At 66.0% G+C, this 23,993-nt stretch carries 20 protein-coding genes; all 20 read left to right on the forward strand.

What is annotated here, in order from left to right:
• Position 1: 1 nt before the first annotated feature.
• The 20 genes from FYC51_RS14465 to FYC51_RS14560 all read left to right on the forward strand — a co-directional run bounded on the left by FYC51_RS14465 (position 2) and on the right by FYC51_RS14560 (position 23,823).
• Positions 2 to 787 (forward strand): hypothetical protein, encoded by a 786-nt coding sequence (locus tag FYC51_RS14465; RefSeq protein WP_148734508.1) that lies wholly within the window; start codon positions 2 to 4, stop codon positions 785 to 787.
• Entirely contained in the window at positions 784 to 1,077 is a 294-nt protein-coding gene (locus FYC51_RS14470; protein WP_148734509.1) for a hypothetical protein, read from the forward strand. Before FYC51_RS14465 ends, FYC51_RS14470 begins: the two co-directional genes overlap by 4 nt.
• Positions 1,074 to 2,234 carry a hypothetical protein gene (locus FYC51_RS14475; protein WP_148734510.1) on the forward strand — a complete coding sequence of 387 codons (1,161 nt, stop codon included), beginning with the start codon at positions 1,074 to 1,076 and terminating at the stop codon, positions 2,232 to 2,234. Before FYC51_RS14470 ends, FYC51_RS14475 begins: the two co-directional genes overlap by 4 nt.
• Entirely contained in the window at positions 2,231 to 3,064 is an 834-nt protein-coding gene (locus tag FYC51_RS14480) for a hypothetical protein (RefSeq protein WP_148734511.1), read from the forward strand. The genes FYC51_RS14475 and FYC51_RS14480 overlap by 4 nt, the downstream gene beginning before the upstream one ends.
• 97 nt (positions 3,065 to 3,161) lie before the next feature.
• A complete protein-coding gene (locus FYC51_RS14485; protein ID WP_148734512.1) occupies positions 3,162 to 3,620 on the forward strand; it encodes a hypothetical protein in 459 nt (152 codons plus the stop codon).
• 4 nt (positions 3,621 to 3,624) lie between these two features.
• Positions 3,625 to 4,542, forward strand: coding sequence for a hypothetical protein (locus FYC51_RS14490; RefSeq protein ID WP_148734513.1), 918 nt, complete (start codon positions 3,625 to 3,627; stop codon positions 4,540 to 4,542).
• A gap of 12 nt (positions 4,543 to 4,554) precedes the next feature.
• Positions 4,555 to 5,655 carry a M23 family metallopeptidase gene (locus tag FYC51_RS14495; RefSeq protein ID WP_238476472.1) on the forward strand — a complete coding sequence of 367 codons (1,101 nt, stop codon included), beginning with the start codon at positions 4,555 to 4,557 and terminating at the stop codon, positions 5,653 to 5,655.
• A 137-nt stretch (positions 5,656 to 5,792) separates the two neighbouring features.
• Positions 5,793 to 6,320, forward strand: coding sequence for a hypothetical protein (locus FYC51_RS14500; RefSeq protein WP_148734515.1), 528 nt, complete (start codon positions 5,793 to 5,795; stop codon positions 6,318 to 6,320).
• Positions 6,317 to 6,742 (forward strand): hypothetical protein, encoded by a 426-nt coding sequence (locus FYC51_RS14505; protein ID WP_148734516.1) that lies wholly within the window; start codon positions 6,317 to 6,319, stop codon positions 6,740 to 6,742. Before FYC51_RS14500 ends, FYC51_RS14505 begins: the two co-directional genes overlap by 4 nt.
• Before the next feature lie 69 nt (positions 6,743 to 6,811).
• Positions 6,812 to 7,114, forward strand: a complete 303-nt coding sequence (locus tag FYC51_RS14510; RefSeq protein ID WP_148734517.1) for a hypothetical protein — start codon at positions 6,812 to 6,814, stop codon at positions 7,112 to 7,114.
• 15 nt (positions 7,115 to 7,129) lie between these two features.
• Positions 7,130 to 8,341, forward strand: a complete 1,212-nt coding sequence (locus FYC51_RS14515) for a TrbL/VirB6 family protein (protein ID WP_148734518.1) — start codon at positions 7,130 to 7,132, stop codon at positions 8,339 to 8,341.
• 21 nt (positions 8,342 to 8,362) lie between these two features.
• Complete coding sequence (locus tag FYC51_RS14520) at positions 8,363 to 9,865, forward strand: SCO6880 family protein (protein WP_148734519.1); 1,503 nt, start codon at positions 8,363 to 8,365, stop codon at positions 9,863 to 9,865.
• A 5-nt stretch (positions 9,866 to 9,870) separates the two neighbouring features.
• A complete protein-coding gene (locus FYC51_RS14525; RefSeq protein ID WP_148734520.1) occupies positions 9,871 to 11,619 on the forward strand; it encodes an ATP-binding protein in 1,749 nt (582 codons plus the stop codon).
• 26 nt (positions 11,620 to 11,645) lie between these two features.
• On the forward strand, positions 11,646 to 12,215 hold the full coding sequence (locus FYC51_RS14530) for a hypothetical protein (RefSeq protein WP_148734521.1): 570 nt from the start codon (positions 11,646 to 11,648) through the stop codon (positions 12,213 to 12,215).
• Positions 12,212 to 12,691, forward strand: a complete 480-nt coding sequence (locus FYC51_RS14535; protein ID WP_148734522.1) for a hypothetical protein — start codon at positions 12,212 to 12,214, stop codon at positions 12,689 to 12,691. Before FYC51_RS14530 ends, FYC51_RS14535 begins: the two co-directional genes overlap by 4 nt.
• Before the next feature lie 36 nt (positions 12,692 to 12,727).
• On the forward strand, positions 12,728 to 13,639 hold the full coding sequence (locus FYC51_RS14540; protein ID WP_148734523.1) for a class I SAM-dependent methyltransferase: 912 nt from the start codon (positions 12,728 to 12,730) through the stop codon (positions 13,637 to 13,639).
• A gap of 465 nt (positions 13,640 to 14,104) precedes the next feature.
• Positions 14,105 to 17,446, forward strand: a complete 3,342-nt coding sequence (locus FYC51_RS14545; RefSeq protein ID WP_148734524.1) for a helicase-related protein — start codon at positions 14,105 to 14,107, stop codon at positions 17,444 to 17,446.
• Positions 17,447 to 17,564: 118 nt separating this feature from the next.
• Positions 17,565 to 20,666, forward strand: coding sequence for an Eco57I restriction-modification methylase domain-containing protein (locus tag FYC51_RS14550; protein WP_148734525.1), 3,102 nt, complete (start codon positions 17,565 to 17,567; stop codon positions 20,664 to 20,666).
• A gap of 17 nt (positions 20,667 to 20,683) precedes the next feature.
• Positions 20,684 to 22,327, forward strand: coding sequence for an McrB family protein (locus FYC51_RS14555; protein ID WP_148734526.1), 1,644 nt, complete (start codon positions 20,684 to 20,686; stop codon positions 22,325 to 22,327).
• A 5-nt stretch (positions 22,328 to 22,332) separates the two neighbouring features.
• Positions 22,333 to 23,823, forward strand: a complete 1,491-nt coding sequence (locus tag FYC51_RS14560) for a 5-methylcytosine restriction system specificity protein McrC (protein ID WP_148734527.1) — start codon at positions 22,333 to 22,335, stop codon at positions 23,821 to 23,823.
• The last annotated feature ends 170 nt before the right edge of the window (positions 23,824 to 23,993 follow it).

Here is a 23,993-nt window from a genome sequence, read left to right on the forward strand (position 1 = left end):
GATGCAGCGTTGGTCGGGGAATCGGCTGAAGGCCACGGTGATCGCCGCGGCGTCGTCGGGCGGCGCCTTCTGGGCAACGTCGAGTTGTGGGGAGCTCGTCGCCCAAGTCGATCGGTACCTCGCGGGGCAGATCGCTCGCTCGGTCCGGTCGAAGCTGGGATACGCGCTCGAGCGGGATGAAGTCACGAACACCGTCCTCGTGCGACTCGCGGACCCTGAAACTGGCAAGGTCCTTGTGTCGGGCATTCAAGGCTCGCGAGACCCGTGGGCCTACCTCGCGAAGTGCGCCAGTATGTGGGCGATCGGGCAGGCCGGCCATCGTGTCGGCGAGCTGGACGCCATGGTGGACCTGCCTGGAGTCGCGGGCTCAGCCGCTGACGCCGGCCTAGACCCCGCGCATGGGCTCACTCCGCTACCGGTCGTCATCGACAAGACGACGGAGACCGTCGAGGCTTACGTCGACGACGTGGCTGACCGGCCCTACCGGGCGGCGGTGACGTGGTTCGCGGAGAACCCGCCGACGCACCAGGGCCACGGTCACTCGGATGCCCGTCGTGCCCCTGAGTTCGGGCGGATGGGTTTCGCACCTGATGAAGTCGGCGCGCTTGCTCGGGTCACGTGGGGAGGCCGGCCGAACATGCACGTCACGAGCCTGCTCCGCGCGTTCCTGCTCGATGACAGCTTTGATCCCCATGCGTCTCGACCGCATCGTCTGGCGTTGATGAACATGCGCGCCACTTTGGCTCGAGCGGGTGTGCAGCGGGGCGGGCAAAGGGCCGCGTCATGATCCCGGATGCTGCGACGGGAGTCATGCCCGCACCATGGGAGGCCGACCAGCGCCTGAATGAGGAGGCGATTCGTCTTGTTCGCTGGTTCGCTGAGCGCCGGGCACCGGGCACCGACCGAGTGCAGCTCGAGCACCTCGACGCCGTACTCCGCACATGGGACCGCAGCGTCATCGACGATGCGCTTAGGCTCGCGGTCGGATTCGGCTATCTCGAGGTGGTCGAGGGCGCCGTTCGGCTCCGACATCGTGCCTGGGACATCCCACACGACGCAGAGACGGCACCAGCATGAGGCGGGAAACCGAGTTCGTACGCCCCGAGCTCGCATTCGAACGCGACTTCCTGCAAGTGCGGAACTGGTGGGTGCAGGACAAGCGGATCGTCGGGAACCCGGCGTCAATCTTCTTCTATCTGCTCTCGCACCGGGCGGACTTCCGAGTAACCCAGTCGAAGGTGATGCGCGACCTCGGCCTCGGTAAGGACGCCTACCTCGCCGCACGCCGGAAACTCCAAGCAGCCGGCTACCTCGAGGTCGTCGTGCACCGCTACGCGCCCGGCGAGGTCGACGAGAACGGCGCGCCGATAGGCGGTCAGAAGTGGACCGAACTCATCGTCTGCGACCCCGAGCCGCCCGCGGAGCTCCGAGCCCTCGTCGACCGCCGGCCGGTCGAGTCGGGCGGCGAAAGGATGAAGCCTCCGGCCTTGGCGGATAACCCGCCGAGGCCCGCCGAGAGCGTCGAAGCCTCGCAGTCCGAAGCCTCGGCGGAAAAGCCGCCTTGGCCTTCGCCGCTCGAGAGCGCAGCTGCGGAGTACGAGGAGATCCCGCGCGATCACTGGGCAGAAGCCTTGGCGGAACACCCAGCGCCGGGTCATCCGCCGCTTAAACAAGACCAAGTGAAACAACACTCTTCGTCGTCGGTTCTGAAGGTGACCACAGACGGGCGCGACGTCGAGGCGGCGGCTGCGCCGCCGGACGAAGACACCGGCGGAGCATGGTTCGACCAGGGAACCGCAGACCGGCTCGCCCGCCTGGACGCTCGCCTCGACCTGCGTGAGCTCGTCGACCGCCTGAACCGGAGCCACCCGAACGTCGCCGTGGAGCTCATCGACCTTCCCCGCGCTGTTGATGACGTCCTCGGCGCCGCACCCCGTCGCGTCGGGAACCCTGTCGCGTATGTTGCCTCGTCACTCGCCGCCGAGCCGTGGCGCTGGGTCCGCACCGACGCCGTCGATGGGCTTGGATTCGTGGCGACGAATTCAAGCGCGCAGCCGCAGCGCGAGGCGCGGAGGCCACCGACCGTCGCTGAGTGCACTGCCGCAGGGCATCGATGGATCGGCGAGTTCGACGAGTGCTGCGCCCGGTGCGGGATCGATCGACCGAACTGGCGCGATGACCGTGACGTGGCTCTCGCGGGACGCGCTACCGCGACTGAAGGGGTGCGGCGATGAGTGCGAAGAACGTCAGGCGAACCTGGGGCGGAGTCCTGTCGCTCGTACTGCCGCTCGTCGTGGTGGGCGCCTCCGCGATGGCGATCAGCTACGCCACGCTCATCGATGTCGCCCGCGTGAACGGAATGCCGCTGCCCGAGCTGTTCCCGATTCTCATCGACGTCGGCACTGTCGCCTGCATGGTCGCCGCAGCCCAATTCCGCACCCTTGGCATCAACGGGCGCTGGCTCGCCCACGTGACCTTCTTCGCGTTGTCGGGCATTTCGGTCTTCGCGAACGCGACGCACGCGCTCGGCGCTGCCGACCTGACCGCGACAACACTCGGCGTCGCGATCATGCTCGCAGCGACGCCGCCGGCCGCGCTCGTGGCAATCACGCACTTGGTGATGAAGCTCGTCCCCGACATGAAGGAGCGCGAGCGGATCGCCGCGGCATCCGCGACCAGCGATCCTGCACGTCACGACGCGACCGTGAAGTCGTCGCGCCGCGACACTAGCCGTCGCGACACCGCGAGCACGAGCGTCACGACTGCGACAGGCCAGGCGTCGCAGTCCGTCGATGTCGCGACAACCGAGAAGGGGGACGACGATAGTGTCGCGCACGCCGCGTCGCGTGAGACGGCGACGACGCGACAGGCAGGGCCCGGGACGCCCGCACCGGTGTCGCACGCATCGACGGGGTCGTGGAGCGTTGACGCGCGTATCCGCGAGTCGCTCGAGAGGGGCGCGACGCCGTCGGGCCGCGAGGTCGCAGACTGGCTCGGCGGGAAGTCGACGCGCACTGGGCAGCGCTACCTCGCCGCCTACCTCGAACGCGAGAACGCAGCCTGACCGCACTCCACCGTGTGACGCATCCGCGCGTCTGCTGCGCGCAATGAGGGATCGGTGAGGCGTGTACGACGATGAACTGACACCTGAGGACTACGGCATGACCGAGCCCGACCCAGTCGCGCCGGATGGCGAGAGCGGCGGGCTCAACCCGCCGATCGACTGGTGGAAGCTCGGCCAGCCCGAGCGGCGCGCCCAGCTGAACCGTGTGTGGTCCTTCACTCAGCGGCTGGTGCGCTCGTACCGACTGCCGGGCGAGATCGTGCCGCCGTGCTGGTTCCGGCACGAGGAGATGGTGCAGGAGCTGCTTTCGCTCATGCAGTACCGCAACGAGCAGCAATTCATTGAGCAGCAGTCCCCGGGCGCGGCTCTCGACTTCCACTACCAGCTCGGGATGTGGACGGCGAGGATGCGCGCCTGGACCCTGGAGGCCGGCTGCAAGCCCAACGAGCACCTCACGAAAGCGCTCCCGATGTGGGTCGTGCCGCACAGCTCAGCCGCGACCGCGGTCGAGCGTGAGTTCGACGAGCTACTTCAGCAGATGACGGATGAGGAGTAGGGGAATGGCCGACATGTGGGCGTCGTTCACCGGGACGATTCGAGAGCTGTGGGCGACCGGCCGCGGCCGGTTCGCAATCTTCACGACCGTCGCGCTCACGCTGCTGGTGGTCGGGTCGATCGTCGCGATGAACGTCGCACTCGCTCCGCAAGCGACACCGCCGACTACGACCACGCCAGCTGAGCCATCCGAAGAGCTGTTCCCCGACGCATCCGTCGAGACTCAGAAGCCGGGCGGGGCACCGGTCATCATGGACAACGGGCAAGTCGACGTCGGAGGACCCGGGATCCCCGCGAACATCGACGGCTGGGTCGAGCCTGAGGATCCAGAGGCCGAGCCGGACAAGCACACGGGGCTCACGCCCTGGCCGGCCGAGGTTCCGCTCGACGCGCTCACGACCCCCGCGTACGACGACGTTCCCGTCGCTGAGTGCACTGCTTCGCAGATCCCTGAGGCCCGCGCGATGGGAAACGACATCATTGCGTACCTATTCACCTGGGACACGTCGACGGCAACCTTCGACCAGTGGGCGGCGCCGCTGGACCGCGAGTGGAACCGCCTGTACGGCTACTACGGCGGTGACGGGATGAATGGCAAGGGCGACACCGGGCTGATCGAAGACCGGTTCAAGTCCATCGGCATCAGCGAATCCACGTGGGCCGGATGGGCGCAGAACGGTGTCCGCAGCGAGGTACGCATCAATCAGGTGGTGACGACCGCCCCGAAGCATTCGCTGATGCAGCTCGACTACGCGGTGACCATCACCCGAGCCGGTGACGGCATCGAGCCCGAATCCGCGGTGGAGACGGTCACGGTCGTTCTCACCGCCCCATGCGCCCACGAGAATTGGCCGAGCACGGCGTCCGGGTGGGACATGACCGGGCTTCAGCTGTTCGACTTCCACGGTTGGGCGTCGGAGTAGCTCGTGAAGTTCATGTTCCGGGCTGCCGGTGTGCTGCTCGTCGTGCTCGCGGTCGCGATCATCGGTCCGATCGCGGTGGTCGTGACGCTCCTCGCAAGCGGTGCGGAGGCGGCATCCTGCGCGCCACCGCAGGTGGTCGACAGCCCGGTCGCTGAGCTCGACGCTGAGCAGACGCAGAACGCGGGAATCCTCATCGGAGCGGCGAAGGCACTCTTCCCGGACGAGGCGACCGCGCGCCGCGCAGCGCTGGTGGCGATCGCCACGGCGCTGCAGGAGTCCGGGCTTCGCAACATCGACCACGGCGACCGCGACTCGCTCGGCCTCTTCCAGCAGCGCCCGTCGATGGGATGGGGCACGCCGGAGCAGATCATGGACCCGGCGTACGCGGCGGGCCGGTTCTATCAGGCACTCGCACAGGTGGCGGGATGGCAGCAACTGCCGGTGACGATCGCGGCACAGAAGGTGCAGATCTCCGGCTTCCCCGACGCGTACGCGAAGTGGGAGAGCACCGCAGCGGCGACGATCGATACGCTGTGGGCGCACGTTGGGCCGGTGTCGATCCCGGCTGAGGTGGGATGGACGGGCATGACCGGGTCGGCGGCAGATGCCGCACAGAACACCGGCGGATGCATCGCTTCGGGCGAGCTCGTGCTGCCGCTGGCGGCCGGCTACACCCTCACGGATGGCTACGGATGGCGCAACCTCGGCATGGGAACGAATCCATTCCATCGCGGCGTCGACCTCGCAGCCGACTGCGGGACACCGGTGTACGCGATGATGAGCGGCCGCGTCGTGTCCGCCGACTCACTCACGATCCTCATCGAGACGCCTGGTGCCGGGCAGATCGGCTACCTGCACACGGCACCGGCCGATCACCTCGTGCGCCCCGGCGACCGGGTCGCAGCTGGACAGCAGATCTCTGCGGTCGGCACACAGCCGCCGTCGACCGGCTGTCACCTCGACGTTCGCGTGAACCCGGAGGGCGCGACGGATCCGCGCGTCCTCGCGCTCGTGCCTGACCCCGGGGCGGGCGGCTGGGTTGATCCCGAAGAGTTCACGCGGGCGTTCGGGGTCGGTCTCTGCGGACCCGAGGTCTGCACTCGCGCGGCGTGAATGACGACGCGCTCCTCCGACCTGACCGGGTGAGGCCCTCGATCTCATGGTGTGCCCCACTAGACAAAATTGAGCCAACGGCTTTACAGTGAGTCACTGTAAACAGGGGGCTTTATGAGGAGGTTTGGAGGGGCATCATGGCGACGGAATGGGTACTACTCCCTGTGCCGCAGGAAGACTATGCGGAGCTGAAGCACATGGTCGAGTACCGCCAGCGACAGCGGGGGGAGGCGGTCTCCCCGTCGACGGAGGAGTTGCGCGGGGACGAAATGGCGGTGGACACGGTACTGCGTGCCGCGTTCGGTGAGCATCGGCCGTGGCCCGCTTCCGCGCTTGCTCGCCTCGCTGAGGGCTCGACGCTCACGACGCAGCGCTGGACGAAGGTCATGAACCTGTGCGCCGAGCATCCGGGGGAGACGTTCTCCACTGAGGAGGTGTCCGCGAAGACTGGAATTCCGGTCAACGAGTGGCGCGACGCGTGCCGCAAGATCGGGCCTCACCTCAAGAGGCACTACCCGGACGTGCCGCTGTGGGATCGGGAGCCCTACATCGGCGAACCGATGTGGCCCCTCGTGACTATCGCTGGCCGGCACCTCAAGGTGCGCGACCAGCTGTACGTCGGCATCACCGAGGAGCAGGCGAAACGCTGGAAGGAAATCCGGTGAACGCCTCGGGTGACACGGCACTGCGTCGGTACGCATCGCTCGGCGAGGCTCTGCGCGACAAGCGCTACCCACTTGAGAACCACGCCCATATCAAGCGGTTCACCTCGGTCGTTGGGATCGAGGGATTCTATGAGACGACTGGCTACATTAGAGCGGTCCGTGCCGACGGCGGTCCCGACCTGCGGATCTACTACGGCGGGACGAACGGATTCGTCTCCGAGGAGGAAGTCATCCGCGCCGCGGGCGACGAAACGCCCCGGGGGCCAAGCATCACTCGGAAAGGCCTCTGGCGAATCGGCCACCCGACGGGCGCGCCAGGGCGCGACGCGGGCGCCCGTCGAAGCCTGGCACGCGAGTACGGCACCTGCCCGAGATGCTTCACGAAGTTCTCCGCGAGCGGGACGTGCGGCTGTACTGATTGACTGGAGTGCGCGGGCATGTGAATCAATGTGCCGAGCCGACAGGCGGCTCGGAAAGGGCCAACGATTCACATGGACACGAAGACCCTCGTCACCCCGGGCGAGATCGACCCGGGTGTGAGTCCCTCGAACTCGTGGCCGATCTTCACCTGGATCGGTCAGCAGGTCGGCAACTTCCAGACGCTCGGGGTCGTTGCGATGGTCGCGCTGCTCATCGCGGGCATCTTCACCTGGGTCGCCGGGTCGGGGAGTGACAACTCGAGACAGCAGACCGCGGGCAAGTGGATGGTGTTCCTCTCCGTCCTGGGCGCGGTTCTCATCGGTGCGGCGCCCGCCATCATCAAGTGGGCGTCCGGCCAGAACCCGATCAGCTGATTAGGGGGCTGAGACATGGGCTGGCTCGGCGATTGGATCGGTGACGGCTTCCTCGACATGCTTCGTGCCGGGATCCTCGGCCTTGCGGCGTTTGTGGGAGACATCCTCAACGGCATCTTCACGATCGACTCGCGAACGACCGACGGGCGACCGACCGACGCCGACCTGGAGGCAGCCACGAGCGTCGGCAACCTGGTGCTGTATCTCGCGGTGCCGTTGACGATCGCCGCCATGATCTGGCAGGTCATGCGCTCAGCCTCAAAGGGGCGTGCGGAAGGTGTGCTGCGTGCGTTGGTCGGCGGCGTCGCGATGGTCGCCGGCACCCGGATCGTCTTCTGGTACGGCCCCGAGATGGTGCGTGGCTTCGACGAGACCACGATCGCCCTGCTCGACGCGTTCGAGTCGGGGCCGGGCGGGCTCGGCACGACCCTCATGGAGGGTGTCGGGCTCCGCAAGGTCGGTGACGAGTGGCAATCGACCGGCGGCGGCGAGTACGAGCCTCCGGTGTGGATGGTGTTCAGCGCCGCGGGCGGCAACCCGCTCGGCATCCCGCTGATCCTCTGGCTGCTGATGGCGGGCGCGGCACTCGCGCTCATGATGATGCTCGCGTTCCGCCGGTGGGCGGTCGTTGCGATGATCGCCCTCGCGCCGCTCGCGCTCATGTTCCTTCCCGCCGAGAAGGCGTCGAAGAACATGATCGGACTGTGGGTGAAGATCTTCATCTCGCTCGTTGCGGCGAAACCGCTCGCCGCGATCATCCTGTCGCTCTCGGCCAAGATGGTCTCCGTCTCGGCGAGCATGAACCTGGTCATGTTCATCGCGGCGTTCGTGGGGCTGCTCGTCGCCGCGTTCGCGCCGGTGATCGCCATGAAGTTCTTCGGCTTCCTCGGCACTGAGATCACTGAGGCCTACGCACGCGCTGCGGGCGAGGGCAACCTCAAGCAAGGTGCGCAGAAGGCAGGTCGAGGCGCGCGGTCGCTCGTCGGGGTGGCACGCGGCGGCGGTGGCTCTGGTCATCGCAGCCCGAAGCCGGTGCCGAACCGCCCCAGCGGCGCGAGGTTGGACGGCAAGCAGTCTCGTCCCGTGCCGAACAAGCCGAAGCACACCTCATCGTCGAACTCCGGCTCGAGGCCGAACCCGAGCTCGGGGCCGGGCCCGTCGACCCGTGCGGCCCCAAAGCCTTCGCCGCCGCCGAGCCACCAACCGCGACCCGTCCCCAGACAGTAATTCGACGAAACGAGGCAGACCATGACCAAGGAAGCATCCGCGGGTGTGCCCCGCCTCGCGTTCCCCGGGCGTCGTCGCACCGGGGTGGTCGGGACCTTCGACCCGGCGCAGCTCATCGTTGCCGGCGTCGGCGCCGGTCTCGCCATCCTCAGCATGTTCACGGGACCCGACCCGATCCAGGGCCTGACGCTTGCGTTTGTCCCGTCGGCGGCGCTGATCGTCGCTGGGCTCTGGTCCGACCAGTACGGCTACCCGCTCCTATCCACCCTTCTCCAGAGAGCGATGTTCACCATGAGGAAGAGCCTCGGACAGACGAGCTACCGGCGCCCCGCCGGCGTGCCCCTCTCGGGCGCCGGGAGACTGCAGCTGCCCGGTGCGCTAAGCAGCCTTCGCCTTCTCGAGGCGACGGGCGGTGGCGCGATCATGGAGGACGCGGCATCCGGAACCGCGACGGCCGTGATCGAGGTGACGTCGCCCGGCTACGGTCTTCTCGACGACAGCGACCAGGAAGGTCGGGTGGCGGCGTGGGCGCAACTGCAGTCCGGCCTCGTCAACCACGTCGGTTTGGCACGGGTGCAGGTGCTGAACACGTCCCGAGTCGCGCAACCGAAGCAACTCCGCGACTATTACGAGCGCCGCGTCTCCGACCTGGTGTCGGACTGGGCGCGCGAACAGTACGAGACCCTGCTCCACGCCGGGGTCGCGACCACCACCACGCACCGACAGTACGTCGCCGTTGTCCTCGAAAAGTCGAGGATCGGCAAAGAGGTCCGTGCACAAGGTGGCGGAACGGCCGGCCTGATCTCCGTGATGGCCCGCGAGGTCGCGACAGTACGGAGCGCGCTGACGGATTGCTCAGTGACCGTCCGGCACTGGCTTGGCGCCCGGCAGCTGTCGGCGGTGACGCGCATCGCCTATGACCCGACCACCGGCGACCTGATCGACGACCGCGCCGCCGATCGTGCGGGCGTTGCACCCTCGACAGCCGGGCCGATGGCCGGCGAGGAGCGCTGGGACCACATCCAAGTCGATGAAGTGTTCCACCGAACATTCGAGATCACCGAGTGGCCGCGTATCCCGACTCTGCCCGACTTCCTCAACGCGGTGAACACGCTTCCGTTCCAGCACACGATGTCGCTGTACCTCACCCCGATCAAGCTCAAGCAGTCAATGTCCCGCATCAAGCGTGAACGCGGGGCGATCGACTCGAACCGGGAACTGCGCCAGAAGCGCGGCAACTACCGCGAGGACAACGCGTTCGAAAGACGCGAGCGGCAAGCCATCGACGAGCGTGAGGAGGAACTCACGCAGGGCTTCGGTGACCTCGAGTACATCGGCCTCATCACCGTGACCGCGACCACACTCGAGGATCTCGACGCGTACTCGAGCGAGCTGCGCACCGCCGTCGAGGGCAAGGGCATGGAGGCCCGGCCGATGTTCGGACAGCAGCTTGCCGCGTTCAACTCGTCCGGCCTGCCATTTGCGCTCGCACCGGCGAAGACGCGCGGGGTGAAGGTGTGGTGAACGGCATGAAGAGCAGAGCATTCGTCGGGAGCGTCATCCCTGAGCGTGAGACCCGCGCCGCCCGGAAGGCGCGCGAGATCGAGATGCGCGAGCGACTCGCCGCGGCTGCGCCGCCAAAACGACAGCCGGCACCGAGCGCGGAGCCGAAGGCGAAGGCGTGGGGCGATCGCAGCCCGAAGGCGTGGTGGGGTCCGGCGCACGTGACCCCGCGTCCGCATCGTGCGAGTTCGCTCGTCACCTCGTACGCCTACCCCTTCCTGACCGAAGAAGGCCTCGGCACGCGAGGCGTCTGGATGGGCAAGCTCGCCGACATCAGCGGCGGCGGCGACTTCGTGTTCGATCCCTACGAACTCTACAACGCCGAGTACGTCACCGGCACGTCGATGGTATGGATCGGCACGGTCGGCACCGGCAAGTCGGCAGGCGCGAAGTCGTTCGCGTGCCGGATGGCGACCATGGGTGTGAAGGTCACCGTCGCGTCAGATCCGAAGGGCGAGTGGGCTCCCGTCGCCGAGGCGATGGGCGGAAAGGTGATCACGCTTTCGCCGTCGGGCGATCAGCGGCTGAACCCGCTCGATGAGGGTCCCCGCGACTCTCGACTGAGCGACGCCGCATGGGCACGGCTGGTGAAGTCCCGCCGGCGACTGCTCCTGTCGTCGATCATCCCGTCGCTGATCGGCCGCGACCTCAAGCCGGCCGAGCACACCCAGCTCGACATCGCCCTCGACCGTGCCGTCGACGACCGTGCTCGGAGAGGCGAAGTCACCATCCGTGACGTCTACCGGTGGCTCGTCGACCCCGAGCACGGTCGCAGCGGAGCGCCGGCCGCCGATTCGGACGTAGCGCACGGAATGCGCCGACTCGTCGAGGGCGACCTCGCCGGCGTGTTCGACGGCGAGTCCACCGTCGAGTTCGACGCCGACGCTCCGATGGTCGTCATGGACACCTCGGGCTTCATGGGCGCATCCGGGACGCTGCTCTCGGTCGCGATGACGGTCGTCGCGGCCTGGGTCGAAGCGGCCGTCATGGACCCGAATGGCGGGCGTCGCATCCTCGTCTACGACGAAGGGTGGCGGATGCTGCGCGACGAGCTCATGCTGCTGCGCATGAGCGAGCAGTGGAAGCTCGCCCGACAGTACGGCCTCTGCAACCTGCTCGTCATGCACCGCATCACTGACCTCGACATGGTCGGCGACCAAGGCTCGGCCGCACGAGCGATCGCGCAGGGCCTGCTGACAGACGCCGAGATCCGCGTCGTCTACCGGCAGGAAGCCGACGTGCTCGAGGCGACGAAAGAAGGCCTCGGACTTACCGATCGCGAGATCAGCGAGGTTTCGGCCCTTCCAAGGGGCATGGGCCTGTGGAAGATCGGCAAGCGACCCTTCCTGGTGAGCAACATCCTCACCGAGCAGGAACTGGAGGTCTTCAAGACCAGCGGCCGCTTCGAGGTCGAGATCCCCGACGAGATCCTCGTCGACCCGTCGCCGAGAACGCTGGCCGTCGTGGGTCAGAGCCAGCTCTACCCGATCGGATGGCAGGCCGAATCGGGCGAGAAGTCCGCACGCGACGAATACCAGGAACTCGAGTTCGCTCAGCGTGGGCTCGAGGCCTCTCGCGCCGACACGCAGAAAGACGAAGTGAGTACTGTCGGGTGTGACTCGCCGTCGATCCATGCGGCCACGAAGCCGGGCAAGTACTGCATCCGATGCGGTGAGCAGATCGCCGACGTCGAACCGGATGGCGCGGCGGCATGAGCTTGATTCTGCAGAGGAGCGCCCGGATGGACCCGTTCATCATCGACTCGGGCATCGAGGCGAAACTCATCCGGGTGTGGCAGGTGATCACGCACCTGCAGACGTCCGCTGTGCGTCGTCCCATCCCGACGTGGGAGGAAGACGGTGAACCGTGCGGCATCGCCGAGGAGGACTGGGACTACGAGAACCCGGACTGGTGGGGTCCGGACCACGACCGGCAGATGGTGTTCGTGTGCGAGGCGATGAAGACCTACGTGGTCGACTGCCTCATGATGAGCGCCCCGGCATTCGACCTCGGCGAGCTGATGAAGCCGCCGGTCGAAGGGGACTCCAGCGGGTTCGACGAGCTGCACGGTCTCGCCCAGGAAGCACGTGTCGAAGCGATGGAGCTATCTTTCCGGCGGGAAGAGCCCGAGGCGCACAAGTACGTCCGCATCCAGCACCGTTGCGACATGATCAGCCAGCTCAGCTGGTACATCCCCGGAATCAGGCGCGCCGAGAACGCGAACGACGCCGACCCGGTGTGGCAGTTCGAACAGACCCGCGAGCTGATCACCACCGCCGAGCGGCACCTCCGTGAGTCAGGCGAGTGGTGACCTCAACGCTCGAACAGCTCGCCGCGACCTGCGAGATCGTCGGCCGGAACAAGATCAGTTCGGGCCGCCTCGCGGCTGTCTGGCTCGCCCAAGCCGCCGCGGTCGAGCGATACCGCGGCGCCGTCGAGCAGGAAGGACTCTCAGAGCTCGCGGCCGCACTGCGGGCGCACGGTCAACTACACCGAGCCGTGGTCGCGTCGATTCCGGTTGGAGAGGGCGACATGCCGGCCACACTGATGTGGGCGCACGCCGATGTCCTCGCCGTCGCGCGCACCATCCCCGACCTCACGGTCGGGTGGTTCGTCGCGATCCGCAGAATCGCCCGCGCCGACCCGGTGCTCGCAGCCCTCACCCGTGAGCAAGCGCGCAAATCGCCGGGACTGCTCGTCACAGCGCACCTCGCCGCCGCGGTAGAGGAATCCGCGGACGTCATCGACGACCACATCGAACACCTCAAAGAGGTGCTCCGGCTCTGACCGGTTCGGTGCGCGGCCGCGCCGCATTAGGGATTCGTGGCCCGTCGAAACCGTGAAGACCCCAACCAGCTCGCGTTCGACATTTGGAACCTCGACGACCTCCCCGAACCGGCACCGGCTGCGTCGCTCCCCCCAGCGGCGAAGCCGGTGCCATCCGCGCTGTTCGACCTCGGCGGCCGTGAATCGCCGCTCGCGACATCCGCCCGGGTGAACCTGCGCGCAGACGAACCCGCCGCCACTGCGGTCGACGGTTCGCACGCGCCGGAGCGTGGCCGGCCTGGGCGCGCTGAGCGTGGAGGCCAGGGCCGGCAGGGCAGCGCGCTGGCGTACCGTTCGAGTGCGGCCGAGCGTGTGCGGCGCGGCATCGACGCCGTCCGGGTCCTCAAGCTGCTCGAACGAGAGCAACGGCCAGCGACCAACGACGAGGCGGCGACTCTCCAGGCCTGGCCGGGATGGGGGGCGGTCCCGGAGCTGTTCAACGAGCGGTCCCGCCGGTTCACCGACGAGCGCGCGGAACTGCGCGAGCTGTGGACCAATGACGAGTGGCACGCGGCGGCGCGCACGACGATTAACGCGCACTACACCGACCCCGCGATCACCCGCCCGATATGGGACACCTTGACGGGGCTCGGGCTCATGAGCGGGACCGTGCTCGAGCCGGGCAGCGGGTCGGGCAACTTCCTCGGCCGCGCCCCCGAGCGGCTACGAATGGTCGGAATCGAACTCGACCCGACCTCGGCGGCGATCAGCCGCCACCTGCACCCCACCGCACAAGTGAGAACCGAATCGTTTGCGGACACGAAACTCGACCCGCACGGGCCCGACGCGGACGGGTTCGACGCGGTCATCGGCAACGTGCCGTTCGCCGACACGCGCCTGCACGACCGGTCTACAACCCGGACCGGTTCACCATGCACAACCACTTCATCGCGAAGTCCCTGCAGATGACCAAGCCAGGTGGCTTGATTGCGGTCCTCACCTCGAGGTGGACCATGGACGGCAAGGACTCCCGAGTGCGCAAACGGTTCGCCGAGCACGCCGATCTCGTCGGTGCTGTCCGCTTGCCGAACGGCGCACATCGCGGCACAGCAGGAACCGACGTCGTCACCGACCCCTTGAGGAAGGCTTCCGCGCGCACTCAATGCCAAACTATTCTTCACGATCATGGCGGCGCTCGCCGAGGCCAGGGTGGCTGGATCAGCTCGCGCACCCGCGAGGCATCGCGCGCGGCCGGCGGTGCGCCCAAGTTGCACGGCCGGCAGGCGTGTGGACCAGGTGCGCGGCGGCCTCTGTTCATCGGGCGATCCGGTCGCTGCGCTCGACGAAATCGGCTGCTCCGATTGGGCACGCCGACATGACTGGGCTCCCGAGCGCCGAGTTGAAATCTGACAGAGTGGTGTGCGGGAGGTTGCCTTGAGCAGGATCGTCGATAACGGCGTCGTGACGCTGTCGGTCGCGCTCAATGATGTACTGCCGCACTCCGTGGCCTTCGACGCGTGCGTCGGGTACTTCAACCTCCGTGGCTGGCGTCTCCTGCGAGACGCGATCGGTCAGATGCAGCCGGGCGACGGCAGCCGTCCGCCGGTTAGGTTGCTCGTTGGCATGGCAATGTCAGCGGACGAGGCGCTGCGCCAAGCACTCGAAGGTGGAGCACCGGCAGTTGACCGGCCCGCGGCAGTGCGGCGCTCTGAACAGGCAGTCCTTGGATTCGCTCAGCAGCTTGTGTGGGGCGTGCCGACGAAGACGGACGAGGCTGGCCTGCGGCAGCTGCGAATGGACCTGCAGGATGGCCTGCTTCAGGTGAAGTTTGCGGCACGTGAGCCGCTCCACGCCAAGCTCTATGTCGCCCACATTCCGTCCGGTCCGAACGGGTTCAGGCAGGCGGTGGTCGGTTCCTCCAACTTCACCTCCGCCGGCATGAGCAAGCATGGCGAACTGAGCCTCGAGGAGACCGACCAGCAGCTGACGGCGGAACTCGCTGACTGGTTCGACGCGCGCTGGGACGACCCGTTCTCCATCGATGTCACTGACGACCTCATCAACGTCCTCGAAGAGTCCTGGGTTCGGGAAGAGCAGCCGAGCCCGTACCACGTCTACCTCCGCCTGGCATACGAATTGTCACGCGACGCCCGCGCCGGCCTCACCCTCGATATCCCCACCGAAGTGCGCAAGGTGCTGCTCCCGCATCAGGAGAGTGCGGTGCGGGTTGCGACCCGCCTGATTGAGCGAAAGGGTATCGCCGTCATTGGCGATGTCGTTGGGCTCGGCAAGACACTGACCGGCACAGCTATCGCAGCCACGGTTGGAGAGAGCGTCCTGGTGATTGCTCCGAAGAACCTGACGAAGATGTGGCAAGAGCACCTGGACCGCTTTCACATCCCCGGTCGGGTGATCAGCCTGAGTATGGTTCGCCGCGAGCTCCCGGAGCTTAGGCGCTTTCGACTGGTGCTGATCGATGAATCGCACAACCTCCGGAACCGCCAGCGCAAGGCGTGGAACGCGATCCGCAGTTACATCGACGAGAACGACTGCAAGGTCGTCCTCCTGACCGCGACAATGTTCAACGCGCGGCACAGCGACATCGGCGGCCAACTCGGGCTCAAGCTGCAGTCCGACGAGCCACTCGGCGTGCGCCCCGAGCACCTCATCAGCGAAATCGGCGCCGTTGATGTCGCCCGTAAGACTGGCGGTCGGCTCGACACGCTGGCTGCATTCGAGCATTCGGAGCACAACGAGGACTGGCAGCGGCTTCTGAGCGAGTTTCTCGTTCGCCGCACCCGTAAGTTCCTTGAAACCACCTACGGCTCGACGGATCCTGTCTCCGGGGAGACGACGCTAGCTTTCCCCGACGGCACTCGGTTCCGCTTCCCTAAGCGCATCCCAGAGCCCCTCAAATATCCGGGCGGCCCGGCTGACCCCAATGACCGGCTCGCCACTGACGAGACCTTCCAGGCCGTTACCGGCTTGACCTACGCGCGGTATCAGCTCGGCCTTTATCTCGATGACGCGATCATTGCCCGCGACAAGGATGAGGCGGAACTGATTGAGGATCTGCGCACCGCGATCTCGGCTGCCGCGGGATTCATCCGCACGACGGCGCTCAAGCGGCTTACCTCTTCGGCACACGCTTTTATCCTGACGATCAAGCGAATGATCGCGCGCAACGCTGTGCTCGACTACGCCATCACCAGCGATTTGGCCGTGCCGCTCGGCAACTTCTCGGAGCAGTACTTCGAGCTGGACGACTACGACGGTGATGCGGATGAGGCGGACGGCGTCGACGATTCAGCCTCACCGTCGTGGGGAGTTGGTTGGACGGCGGATCAGTGGCTTGCCTATGCCCGCGGAGCGTACGAGCGGGTCGCCCAGAAACAGCCGAGGGGCATTCGGTGGGCGCGACCCTCCTTGTTCGAGTCGTCCAGGCTGCTGAATGACCTGCGCGAAGATTCGCGCACGCTGCAGGGGCTTCTTGACGACTACGGCGTGTGGGAGCCAGAGAACGACACCAAGTTGGATGCACTCGGCCGCCTGATTGATGCCCTCCCAATGGGCGAGAAGGTTCTGGTGTTTAGCGAGTACAAGGACACGGTGGATTATCTCGCCGAGCACTTGCCGCGATGGACGCAGCGCCGCTTCGCAGCGGCGAGCGGCGCATCCGGCGATCCCGTCCGGCTGGCACGCCGCTTTGCGCCTCTGGCCAACGCGCACCTCGGCGGGCTGCCCGAGGGGGAGTCCGAGCTTGATGTCCTCCTTACCACAGACGTGCTCAGCGAGGGTCAGAACCTGCAGGACGCTGGAATCGTCGTCAACTGGGATCTGCCGTGGACCATCATCAAGGTCATCCAGCGCGCCGGCCGCGTCGACCGCGTCGGGCAGCAGGCGGATACCATCCGGGTCATGTCGTTCCTACCCCAGGCGGGGGTGGAGGGGGTGATTCAGCTGCGGGCTCGACTGTTGCAGCGGCTCAAGAACTCCGAACAGATCCTCGGCGGCGGCGAGCGTTTCTTCGATGACGACGACTTTACGACCGACCTGGCGGGGCTATTCGACGGCACCGCCGATCTCGGCGAAGACGAAGGCGAAGTGGACTCGTCGAGCTACGCACTGCGCATCTGGGAAAGCGCCAACGACCGTGACCGGAGGATCGCCCTCGATCTTCAGAAGGTCGTGTATTCGACCAAGCACTCGGACGCCGGGCGCGACGTCAGCGTCGTGACCTACGGTATTACCGACGCCGGCACCGATTTGCTCGTGCGCTCGACCGCGCTCGACGTGGTATTCCTTACCCCGATGGAGGCGCTGGCCGCCTCCGAAAGCGAGCCGGGCGAAGCGCCGGCCGCGGTGCTGGGCACGCATCTCGAGCACGTCGAGCGCGCCGCCAGTGCCATGATCAAGCATGTGCGCCAGAACACCGTGCTGCTCAATCATGGGCTTCGAAAACGTCTCTATGACTTCCTAATGAAGCAGAGCGGTCGGATCGACCTGCCCGCGCTGACGCACGCTCAGATCGGACAGTTGGTCGAAGCCGTCACGTCCAACCCCCTTCGAGAGAGCGCCAAGAGCGAGGTGAACGCGATTCTGCGTTCCGTCCGTGTGCTCGGAGAGGATGGTGGACAGCTCGAACGCCTGCTCGCGCTGCATGAGGACCATCTATTGGTGGATGTCCGCGACCTTGGTGTCGACCGGGTGCAACTCGTGACGTCGGTGGGCTTCAATCCGTTGACGTCGGCAGATGGGGTGGAATTACTTGCCTGAGGTAACGCGTGTGCGGGCGATCCTAAACGCCTTCGAACGGGGCGGGCTACGATCGGTCTTCGTTGATGAACTGGGATGGGAGAACCCCGGGGGCGCGAGCCCTACGACGGCCATAAACGTGGACGGCGAGGTGTTCGCGGCATCGATCGTCGCGACGCTCAAGGAGTTCCGCGTCTACTCGGTTGCCTGCGACGAAAAGCCGTCGCGGAGTTCGATGCGCCGGATCGATCACCAGCTAGCAGAACTCTCTCCGGAGCGTCTTGAAATATTCGAGTCCGCAGGGTCGTGGACTTGGCACTGGCCGCGCCGGACGAACGCGGGAACTACAACCTACGAAACCGTTGAGACGCTGCCGCGAACGCTCCCGACCTTTCTCGCCCAGCGGCTGACGGGGCTTGAGTTCACCATCAACGAACTCAAGAAGGGCATAACGCTCGTCGACGTGCGTGACCGCGTCCAGGGCAACTTCGACGTCAGCGCCGTGACGAAGCGATTCTATGACCGCTTCGCGAAGGAGCAGGTCGCGCTGGCGAACGCCATTGAGGGCCTTCCCAGCAATCGACGGTTCGACTACTCGACGACGCTGCTCAACCGGCTGATGTTCCTTTACTTCTTGCAGAAGAAGGAGTTCCTCAACGGGGACGTCAACTACCTCGAGAACACGCTCCGGGCCGTGCGCGACATCAAGGGCAACGACCGCTACTACTCCTTCTACCGGGATGCCCTGCTGCCGTTGTTCTTTGACAAGTTGAACGATCGGGACGGCCACGTCGCCGACCCCGACATCCGACGCATCCTCGGCCATATCCCATACGTCAACGGCGGCATCTTCGGGCGGACTGACATCGAAGTCGAACACTCCGACACGCTGCTCGTGCCGGACACAGCGTTCGAGAAGATCTTTGAGTTCTTCGGCGCCTTCAGTTGGCATCTGGACACCCGCCCGACGCAGAACTCGGACGAAATCAACCCTGAGGTGATCGGCTACATTTTCGAGCAGTTCATCAACCTCGCGTCCTCGGGCAAGAAGGAAAACGGCGCCTACTACACGCCGCACGACGTCACGGCCTACATGGTGTCGCAGGCGCTGATCCCGCGCATCTTCGACGACTTCGAAGCGATCGAGGACGCTTTCTCCCTGCTCCGAGCGGACCCGGATCGGTATCTCCAGCCGACAATGCTCAAGGGCTGGGATGCCGACGTGGGCATGTGGCTGCCCATCCCGTCTGAACTCGAGGACGCCTGGGCGGCCGGCCCCAGCGAATGGTCGAGGCTGGACGCTGCCCCCGAGTCGAGCGATCTGAACCTGCCGGGGGAGACGTGGGTTGAGACGCTCCACCGGCGCGATCGCGTCGAGCTGATCCGGAGCCGCGCGGCGGAAGGCGGCCTGCGCAGTGTCAACGACCTCGTTACGTACAACCTGAATGGGCAGCTGCTCCTCACAGACGCCATCGATCGGATCAGCAACCCCCTGTCGGTAGTGCGATTGTTCCGCCGATTGTCGGAGCTGTCCGTCTTCGACCCGACCTGCGGTTCGGGCGCTTTCCTCTTCGCCGCGCTGGAAGTGCTCGAGGATATCTACGCCCACATTGTCGACATTGCGGCCGCGACCGGAGTCGCCTCGCAGCTCGGCGACTACGCAAGCCAGGCCGCGCGTCCGAGTGGCAAGCGTTACTTCATCCGGAAGCACATCGCGATCACGAACCTCTACGGCACCGACCTGATGCCTGGGGCAATCGAGACGGCCAAACTCCGTATCTTCCTCGCCCTCGCCGCCTGCGTTGACTCGTACGACGACTTCAAGCCGCTGCCGGACCTTGACTTCAATCTGAAGGCCGGCAATCTCGTAGTCGGGTTGAAGGACGCCGCGGACGTTCACCGCGTCGGGAACGACCTCGTCGCGGAGGCCTACCTCCAGGGGTTCGACTCGCGCATCGACGAGCACGTCGATCTCTACAACCGGTTCCGCCATGCGGTTCAGTCGGACTCGCCAGAGCAGGAGGCGCTCAAGTCCGCCCTCCGCGAGAACGAGGAACTGCTTCGGCCGGACTGTGACCGAACGTACGCTCAGGTCGCGGGTATCCCCGACGCCGACTTCGACGACTGGGTGGAATCGGCGAGGCCGTTCCATTGGTTCTGCGAGTTCCCGGAGATCATCCGGCGTGGCGGATTCGATGTTGTCGTCGGCAATCCGCCGTACGTCAAGCGAAGCGAGATCGAGGGGTACTCTGTCGCCGGCTACAAGACTTCGACCTGCGCCGATCTCTATGCGCCGTGCTACGAACGCAGCCTTTCGCTCACGCACCCGGACGGTCGCCACGCCTTCATCGTGATGGCCTCATTGACTGTTTGGGATGCCTTTGCGCCGCTTCGAGACGTCATCAGCGAGCGGGGCGGTGCGGAGTGGTGGAGCACTTACGGCAAGATCCCGGCGGCGCTTTTCCGGGGCGTGCGTGTCAGGAACACCATCGTGGTGCTCGGACCGGGCGAGGGTCGCTACGTCACGCGCCACCACATTCACACCGCCCGTCAGCGTAGCTGGCTGTTCCCCACGATCGAATACGCGGCGAGCACGCGAGACGGTGCCGATTGGCCGGTGCGTGGCGGTGTCGCCACCAGCGTGCTTGAACGGCTTCGTGACCTCGCGGTGCCGACCCCACGGCGATCCGATGACGTGGTCTACCTCCGCCCGACCGCTTCGTACTGGTTCCCCGTTCTCCTTGGGCCGGCGCCAGTACTGGATTCAGACGGCAACGTTCTGGAGTCGGTGGACCGTCGCCTTCGCGTCGTGCCCCTAGGCGGCGATGAACAGGTGTCGGACGTCATCGCAACGCTCGGCGGGCGCCTGACCTACCTGTGGTGGACCGCGATCAGCGACGACTTCGATGTCTACGCTCGCGAGACGACCGCACCGCGGGCGCTCGCGCTCGCCGCGCGTGGCAGCGACGGCTGGGTAGACGCAGTGGCGGACGTGGAAGAAGCGGCTCGCACTGTTGCCTACGTCAGTCTCAATAAGCAGTGGTACTTCAACGTGCGCTGGAACAACGTTCGCCCGACCACGGACAAGCTTGACAGGATCGCGCTGCAGTCGTTGGGCGGGACCGAGGAGGACTGGCGGGCCCTTCATATCTTGTATCGCCAGGTAATGCGATCGTCGGGCGACAGCGCAAAGGGCCGCTACGTCACGAGCGATGAACTGGCATCGCTCCTCGGCTGGTAGGAGCGGAAGGGGCTCTAATGGCGGAAGCAGTCGACGGCATGGGACGCACTGTCGATGAGGCGCTTGGCGCGCTCCAGATCTTCAAGAACGTCGTGCTCTTCGGGCCGCCCGGCACTGGCAAGACATACGCGCGGGATCGGATTGCGGCGGCGTGGTTAACGCACAGCGGCCGACACGTAGTCACGGCCGGGACCATGAAGGATAAGGACGGCAACGACCGCTCCTTTCCGTTCTCCGTCACGCTGCACCCCTCAACCACCTACGAAGAGTTCGTCGAGGGGCTACGGTACGACGATACGAAGGGCATCCAGCGATTCGTTCTGCAACCGGGGTTTGTTCGATTGGTGGTTGAGGCAGCACGCAGTGACCCTGATCGCGACTACCTCATCCTCATTGATGAGCTGAACCGAGCGAACGTCCCAAAGGTCTTCGGCGATCTCCTGCTCACGGTTGAAGCCAGTAAGCGAGCCCAGTGGAACGGTACGGAGTGGGTCGATGGAACCCCAGTTACGCTGCCGTACTCGGGTCTATCGTTTGAGATGCCTAGCAATGTCTATCTGCTTGGCACGATGAACTCCTCCGACCGCTCGATTGCACCGCTCGATGCGGCGCTTCGCCGCCGGTTCGCATTCGTCTCCGTCGAACCGCTGTCAGGCGATCAACTACTCGGAGCGCTCGCGTCGGAGTACGACGTCGACGAAGCAACAGCGGAAATGATCTGGAAGCCGTCCGTCGGAGCGCTCGACACGATCAACGACGTGCTGACGAAGTGCCTTGGGCCGGATTCGCGACTTGGGCATAGTTACCTCTTCGTCGATCCGTCGAGTCTGGAGGCCGAACTGGAGACCGGCGCGTTAGGTGAAGTCTTCTGGATGACGACGGCCGGGCGGATGGATACCGGCTCCCAACTCCAGTTTCCGGCGACGGTCTGGAGCAATGCGTTTCTTCCTGGCGTCGGCTTCGCCGACCCGATGCAAGTCCCCACCGCTCAGGGGTCCGCCGGCGAAGTCGTCACGCGGTTCCGCGGGCGAACGTACACGCCGGCGATCACGCGCAACTCGGCGAACAACACGATCCGTCTCTCAAAGAATGGCGAGGGCGAGTCGGCGCTGCCGATGGCCGAGCTGACGGGCCACATTGCGCTGTTTCGTCCGATTAGCGGGACTGATAGAACGATGGAACTCGTCGTCGTCCCGCTCAGTCGCGCGGACGCGCTTTGGAGGGCGTCGCGGCCCGGTCAGCGCCCGAAAGAGGGCGAGGCCCGGACATGGGGCGTCATCCCTGCTCAGCCCAAGCAGCGCGACCGCCTGTGGTGGGTGTGGCGCTACGCGATCCTTCCGCAGCTGATCGAGACGGTGACACAGGCCTACGCCGCCGGCCTCCTGGTGGCGGGCACTCGACGAGCCGAGTGGCTGACCGAGGCAAGCTTCGAGCAGGCGGCGCGCGCCAAGCTGGAGGCGGCGCTGGCGCAGTTCGATGCATTCCTCGCCCAGAGTCTCGGCCTGACTATCGTCGAGGAAGGGCGCGGGATGACGCGCGGTCTTGCCGTCATTGAGGCGGCGCCTGGCCCGGAGGCGGCACACGCCGGGCCTAAGGAGACCGGCGGCGGCGACAAAGCGCAGACTGAGGAGCCCGTCGAAGCGCCGGCGGCGGAAACGTAGACAGTATGGCTGACCTCGCGTCGATCGCACTGAGGGCGAGCCCTGATGGCTCCACCGCGGGGTTTACAGTGCTGAGCGACGGCAGCGAGACGGGCGCGGTAGCCGTCGTTGTCCTCCCTAAGCCCTGGTCTTCCGCTCCAGGCCGCGCGCGATCTGTTGCGCACCAGCCCGGGACGACGACCCATGTCGTCCTGTATGAGCTCGATGTCGCCGAGATCGCGACTGAGCGGAGCGCTGCTCAGGCCATCGCGCTCTCTGTGACTTCTCTGCCAGCCGAGCTTGGCGATGACGACGACGGTCGTGGACGTCGACTACTTGAGGCGGTGGCGCCTTCGGGCGCGGCGATCCCTGAGGCGACGCCCGATGACTTGTATGAAGCGCTATTACGTCTCCTCCTCATCATCGAGCGGTCGCGTGTCCTCCGCGGGCACCGCTCAATGCGGGGCCGGTACTCCCGATCGCTCCTTCGGTTGATGGAGCAGCTCCGGATGGTTGGCGAGCTCGAGCGGGTCATCTACCTCGCGCGCCCCCGCTATGAGGAGCGCCACGAGGAGCTCACCATTCCTCGAGGCCGCCTGGTGGAGGGGGCACTTCTGCGCTCCGAGTGGTCAGGGGTTCCTCGAGTCGAGTCGGTGTTCGATGAGTTGACGACCAACACGCCGGTGTTGCAGATCGCTGCGGCCGCGCTTCGAGTGACCGTTGCGGATCAGCACGACCTGCGACTGCGCGCAGTCGCGACGGGGTTACGCGATCGTGCGGCCCGGTTACTCCAGCTGCTGTCGGGGGTGACCGTACTCGATCCTCCGAGTGCCATGCTCCTCGCCGAGCGCTCTTACTTCGGGCGCCTGGATGAACAATGGAAGCCGGCCATCGCGGCAGCCATGCCGGTCCTCCGCGGGCACGGGGTGGCGCCGACGGAGGGGCGCGACGAAGCCCAGCGCGCTCCAGTTCTGAGCCTGCCTATGGAGCAGGCGTGGGAGGAGTGGCTGGAGCGCGGTTTGCGGATTCTCTGGACGGACGTTCGCCCTCAAGCGACGACGCGCGGGCCGTGGGCGCTCGATCCGGCTCGTCCGCCGCAGACCGGCCGGATTGACTTCCTCGTCCGGCTGCCGGACGGCCGCGTGGCTGCAGTCGACGCGAAGTACAAGATCGACCTGGGGTACATCCGCTCAGGCGACGGCTACCAGCTGTTCGCGTACAGCCACCTCGCGCAGATGGACGACGATTCGCCGTCCCTCGCGGTGCTCCTCTACCCTGAGGCGGCCAGTACGGGACAAGACATTAGTCGCCGGTACTCGCGGGTTCCCGGCGAGTCCTTTCCGCTATGGACCGCGGAGCTCCCCTTTCCGTCGGCGTCGGAGCTTCGAGAAAGAGAAGCATTCGCCGACTACCTGATGCGCTTGGTCGGAGCGCTCAGCGTCATTTCGGCCGAGTGGGCGACAGAGCCGGCGCGTTCCGAAAACTTGCCCGCTGAGGCTCATTCCGCGCCTGCTTGACGTGTCGGAAGAGGAACAGAACATGGCAGGGCGCAGAAAGGGAGAAGTACGAGAAGGGTCGAAGTTCGATCAAGCTCCCGGCCGGCTACCCGGCGGATATCGTGCCCATTGGGCAGAAGTTCACCGAGCGTAGCTGCTGGATACCAAGGCGTTGAAAAGTGACCAGTTCT

This window comes from Agromyces mariniharenae, from assembly GCF_008122505.1.
In the GTDB taxonomy this organism is placed as follows: domain Bacteria; phylum Actinomycetota; class Actinomycetes; order Actinomycetales; family Microbacteriaceae; genus Agromyces; species Agromyces mariniharenae.

Coding starts and splice junctions, on each gene's coding strand:
- FYC51_RS14510 (WP_148734517.1), top strand. CDS start 6,812: ATGGACACGAAGACCCTCGTCACCCCGGGCGAGATCGACCCGGGTGTG.
- FYC51_RS14500 (WP_148734515.1), top strand. CDS start 5,793: ATGGCGACGGAATGGGTACTACTCCCTGTGCCGCAGGAAGACTATGCG.
- FYC51_RS14495 (WP_238476472.1), top strand. CDS start 4,555: ATGTTCCGGGCTGCCGGTGTGCTGCTCGTCGTGCTCGCGGTCGCGATC.
- FYC51_RS14480 (WP_148734511.1), top strand. CDS start 2,231: ATGAGTGCGAAGAACGTCAGGCGAACCTGGGGCGGAGTCCTGTCGCTC.
- FYC51_RS14465 (WP_148734508.1), top strand. CDS start 2: ATGCAGCGTTGGTCGGGGAATCGGCTGAAGGCCACGGTGATCGCCGCG.
- FYC51_RS14470 (WP_148734509.1), top strand. CDS start 784: ATGATCCCGGATGCTGCGACGGGAGTCATGCCCGCACCATGGGAGGCC.
- FYC51_RS14555 (WP_148734526.1), top strand. CDS start 20,684: ATGGCGGAAGCAGTCGACGGCATGGGACGCACTGTCGATGAGGCGCTT.
- FYC51_RS14520 (WP_148734519.1), top strand. CDS start 8,363: ATGACCAAGGAAGCATCCGCGGGTGTGCCCCGCCTCGCGTTCCCCGGG.
- FYC51_RS14525 (WP_148734520.1), top strand. CDS start 9,871: ATGAAGAGCAGAGCATTCGTCGGGAGCGTCATCCCTGAGCGTGAGACC.
- FYC51_RS14530 (WP_148734521.1), top strand. CDS start 11,646: ATGGACCCGTTCATCATCGACTCGGGCATCGAGGCGAAACTCATCCGG.
- FYC51_RS14560 (WP_148734527.1), top strand. CDS start 22,333: ATGGCTGACCTCGCGTCGATCGCACTGAGGGCGAGCCCTGATGGCTCC.
- FYC51_RS14485 (WP_148734512.1), top strand. CDS start 3,162: ATGACCGAGCCCGACCCAGTCGCGCCGGATGGCGAGAGCGGCGGGCTC.
- FYC51_RS14490 (WP_148734513.1), top strand. CDS start 3,625: ATGGCCGACATGTGGGCGTCGTTCACCGGGACGATTCGAGAGCTGTGG.
- FYC51_RS14475 (WP_148734510.1), top strand. CDS start 1,074: ATGAGGCGGGAAACCGAGTTCGTACGCCCCGAGCTCGCATTCGAACGC.
- FYC51_RS14515 (WP_148734518.1), top strand. CDS start 7,130: ATGGGCTGGCTCGGCGATTGGATCGGTGACGGCTTCCTCGACATGCTT.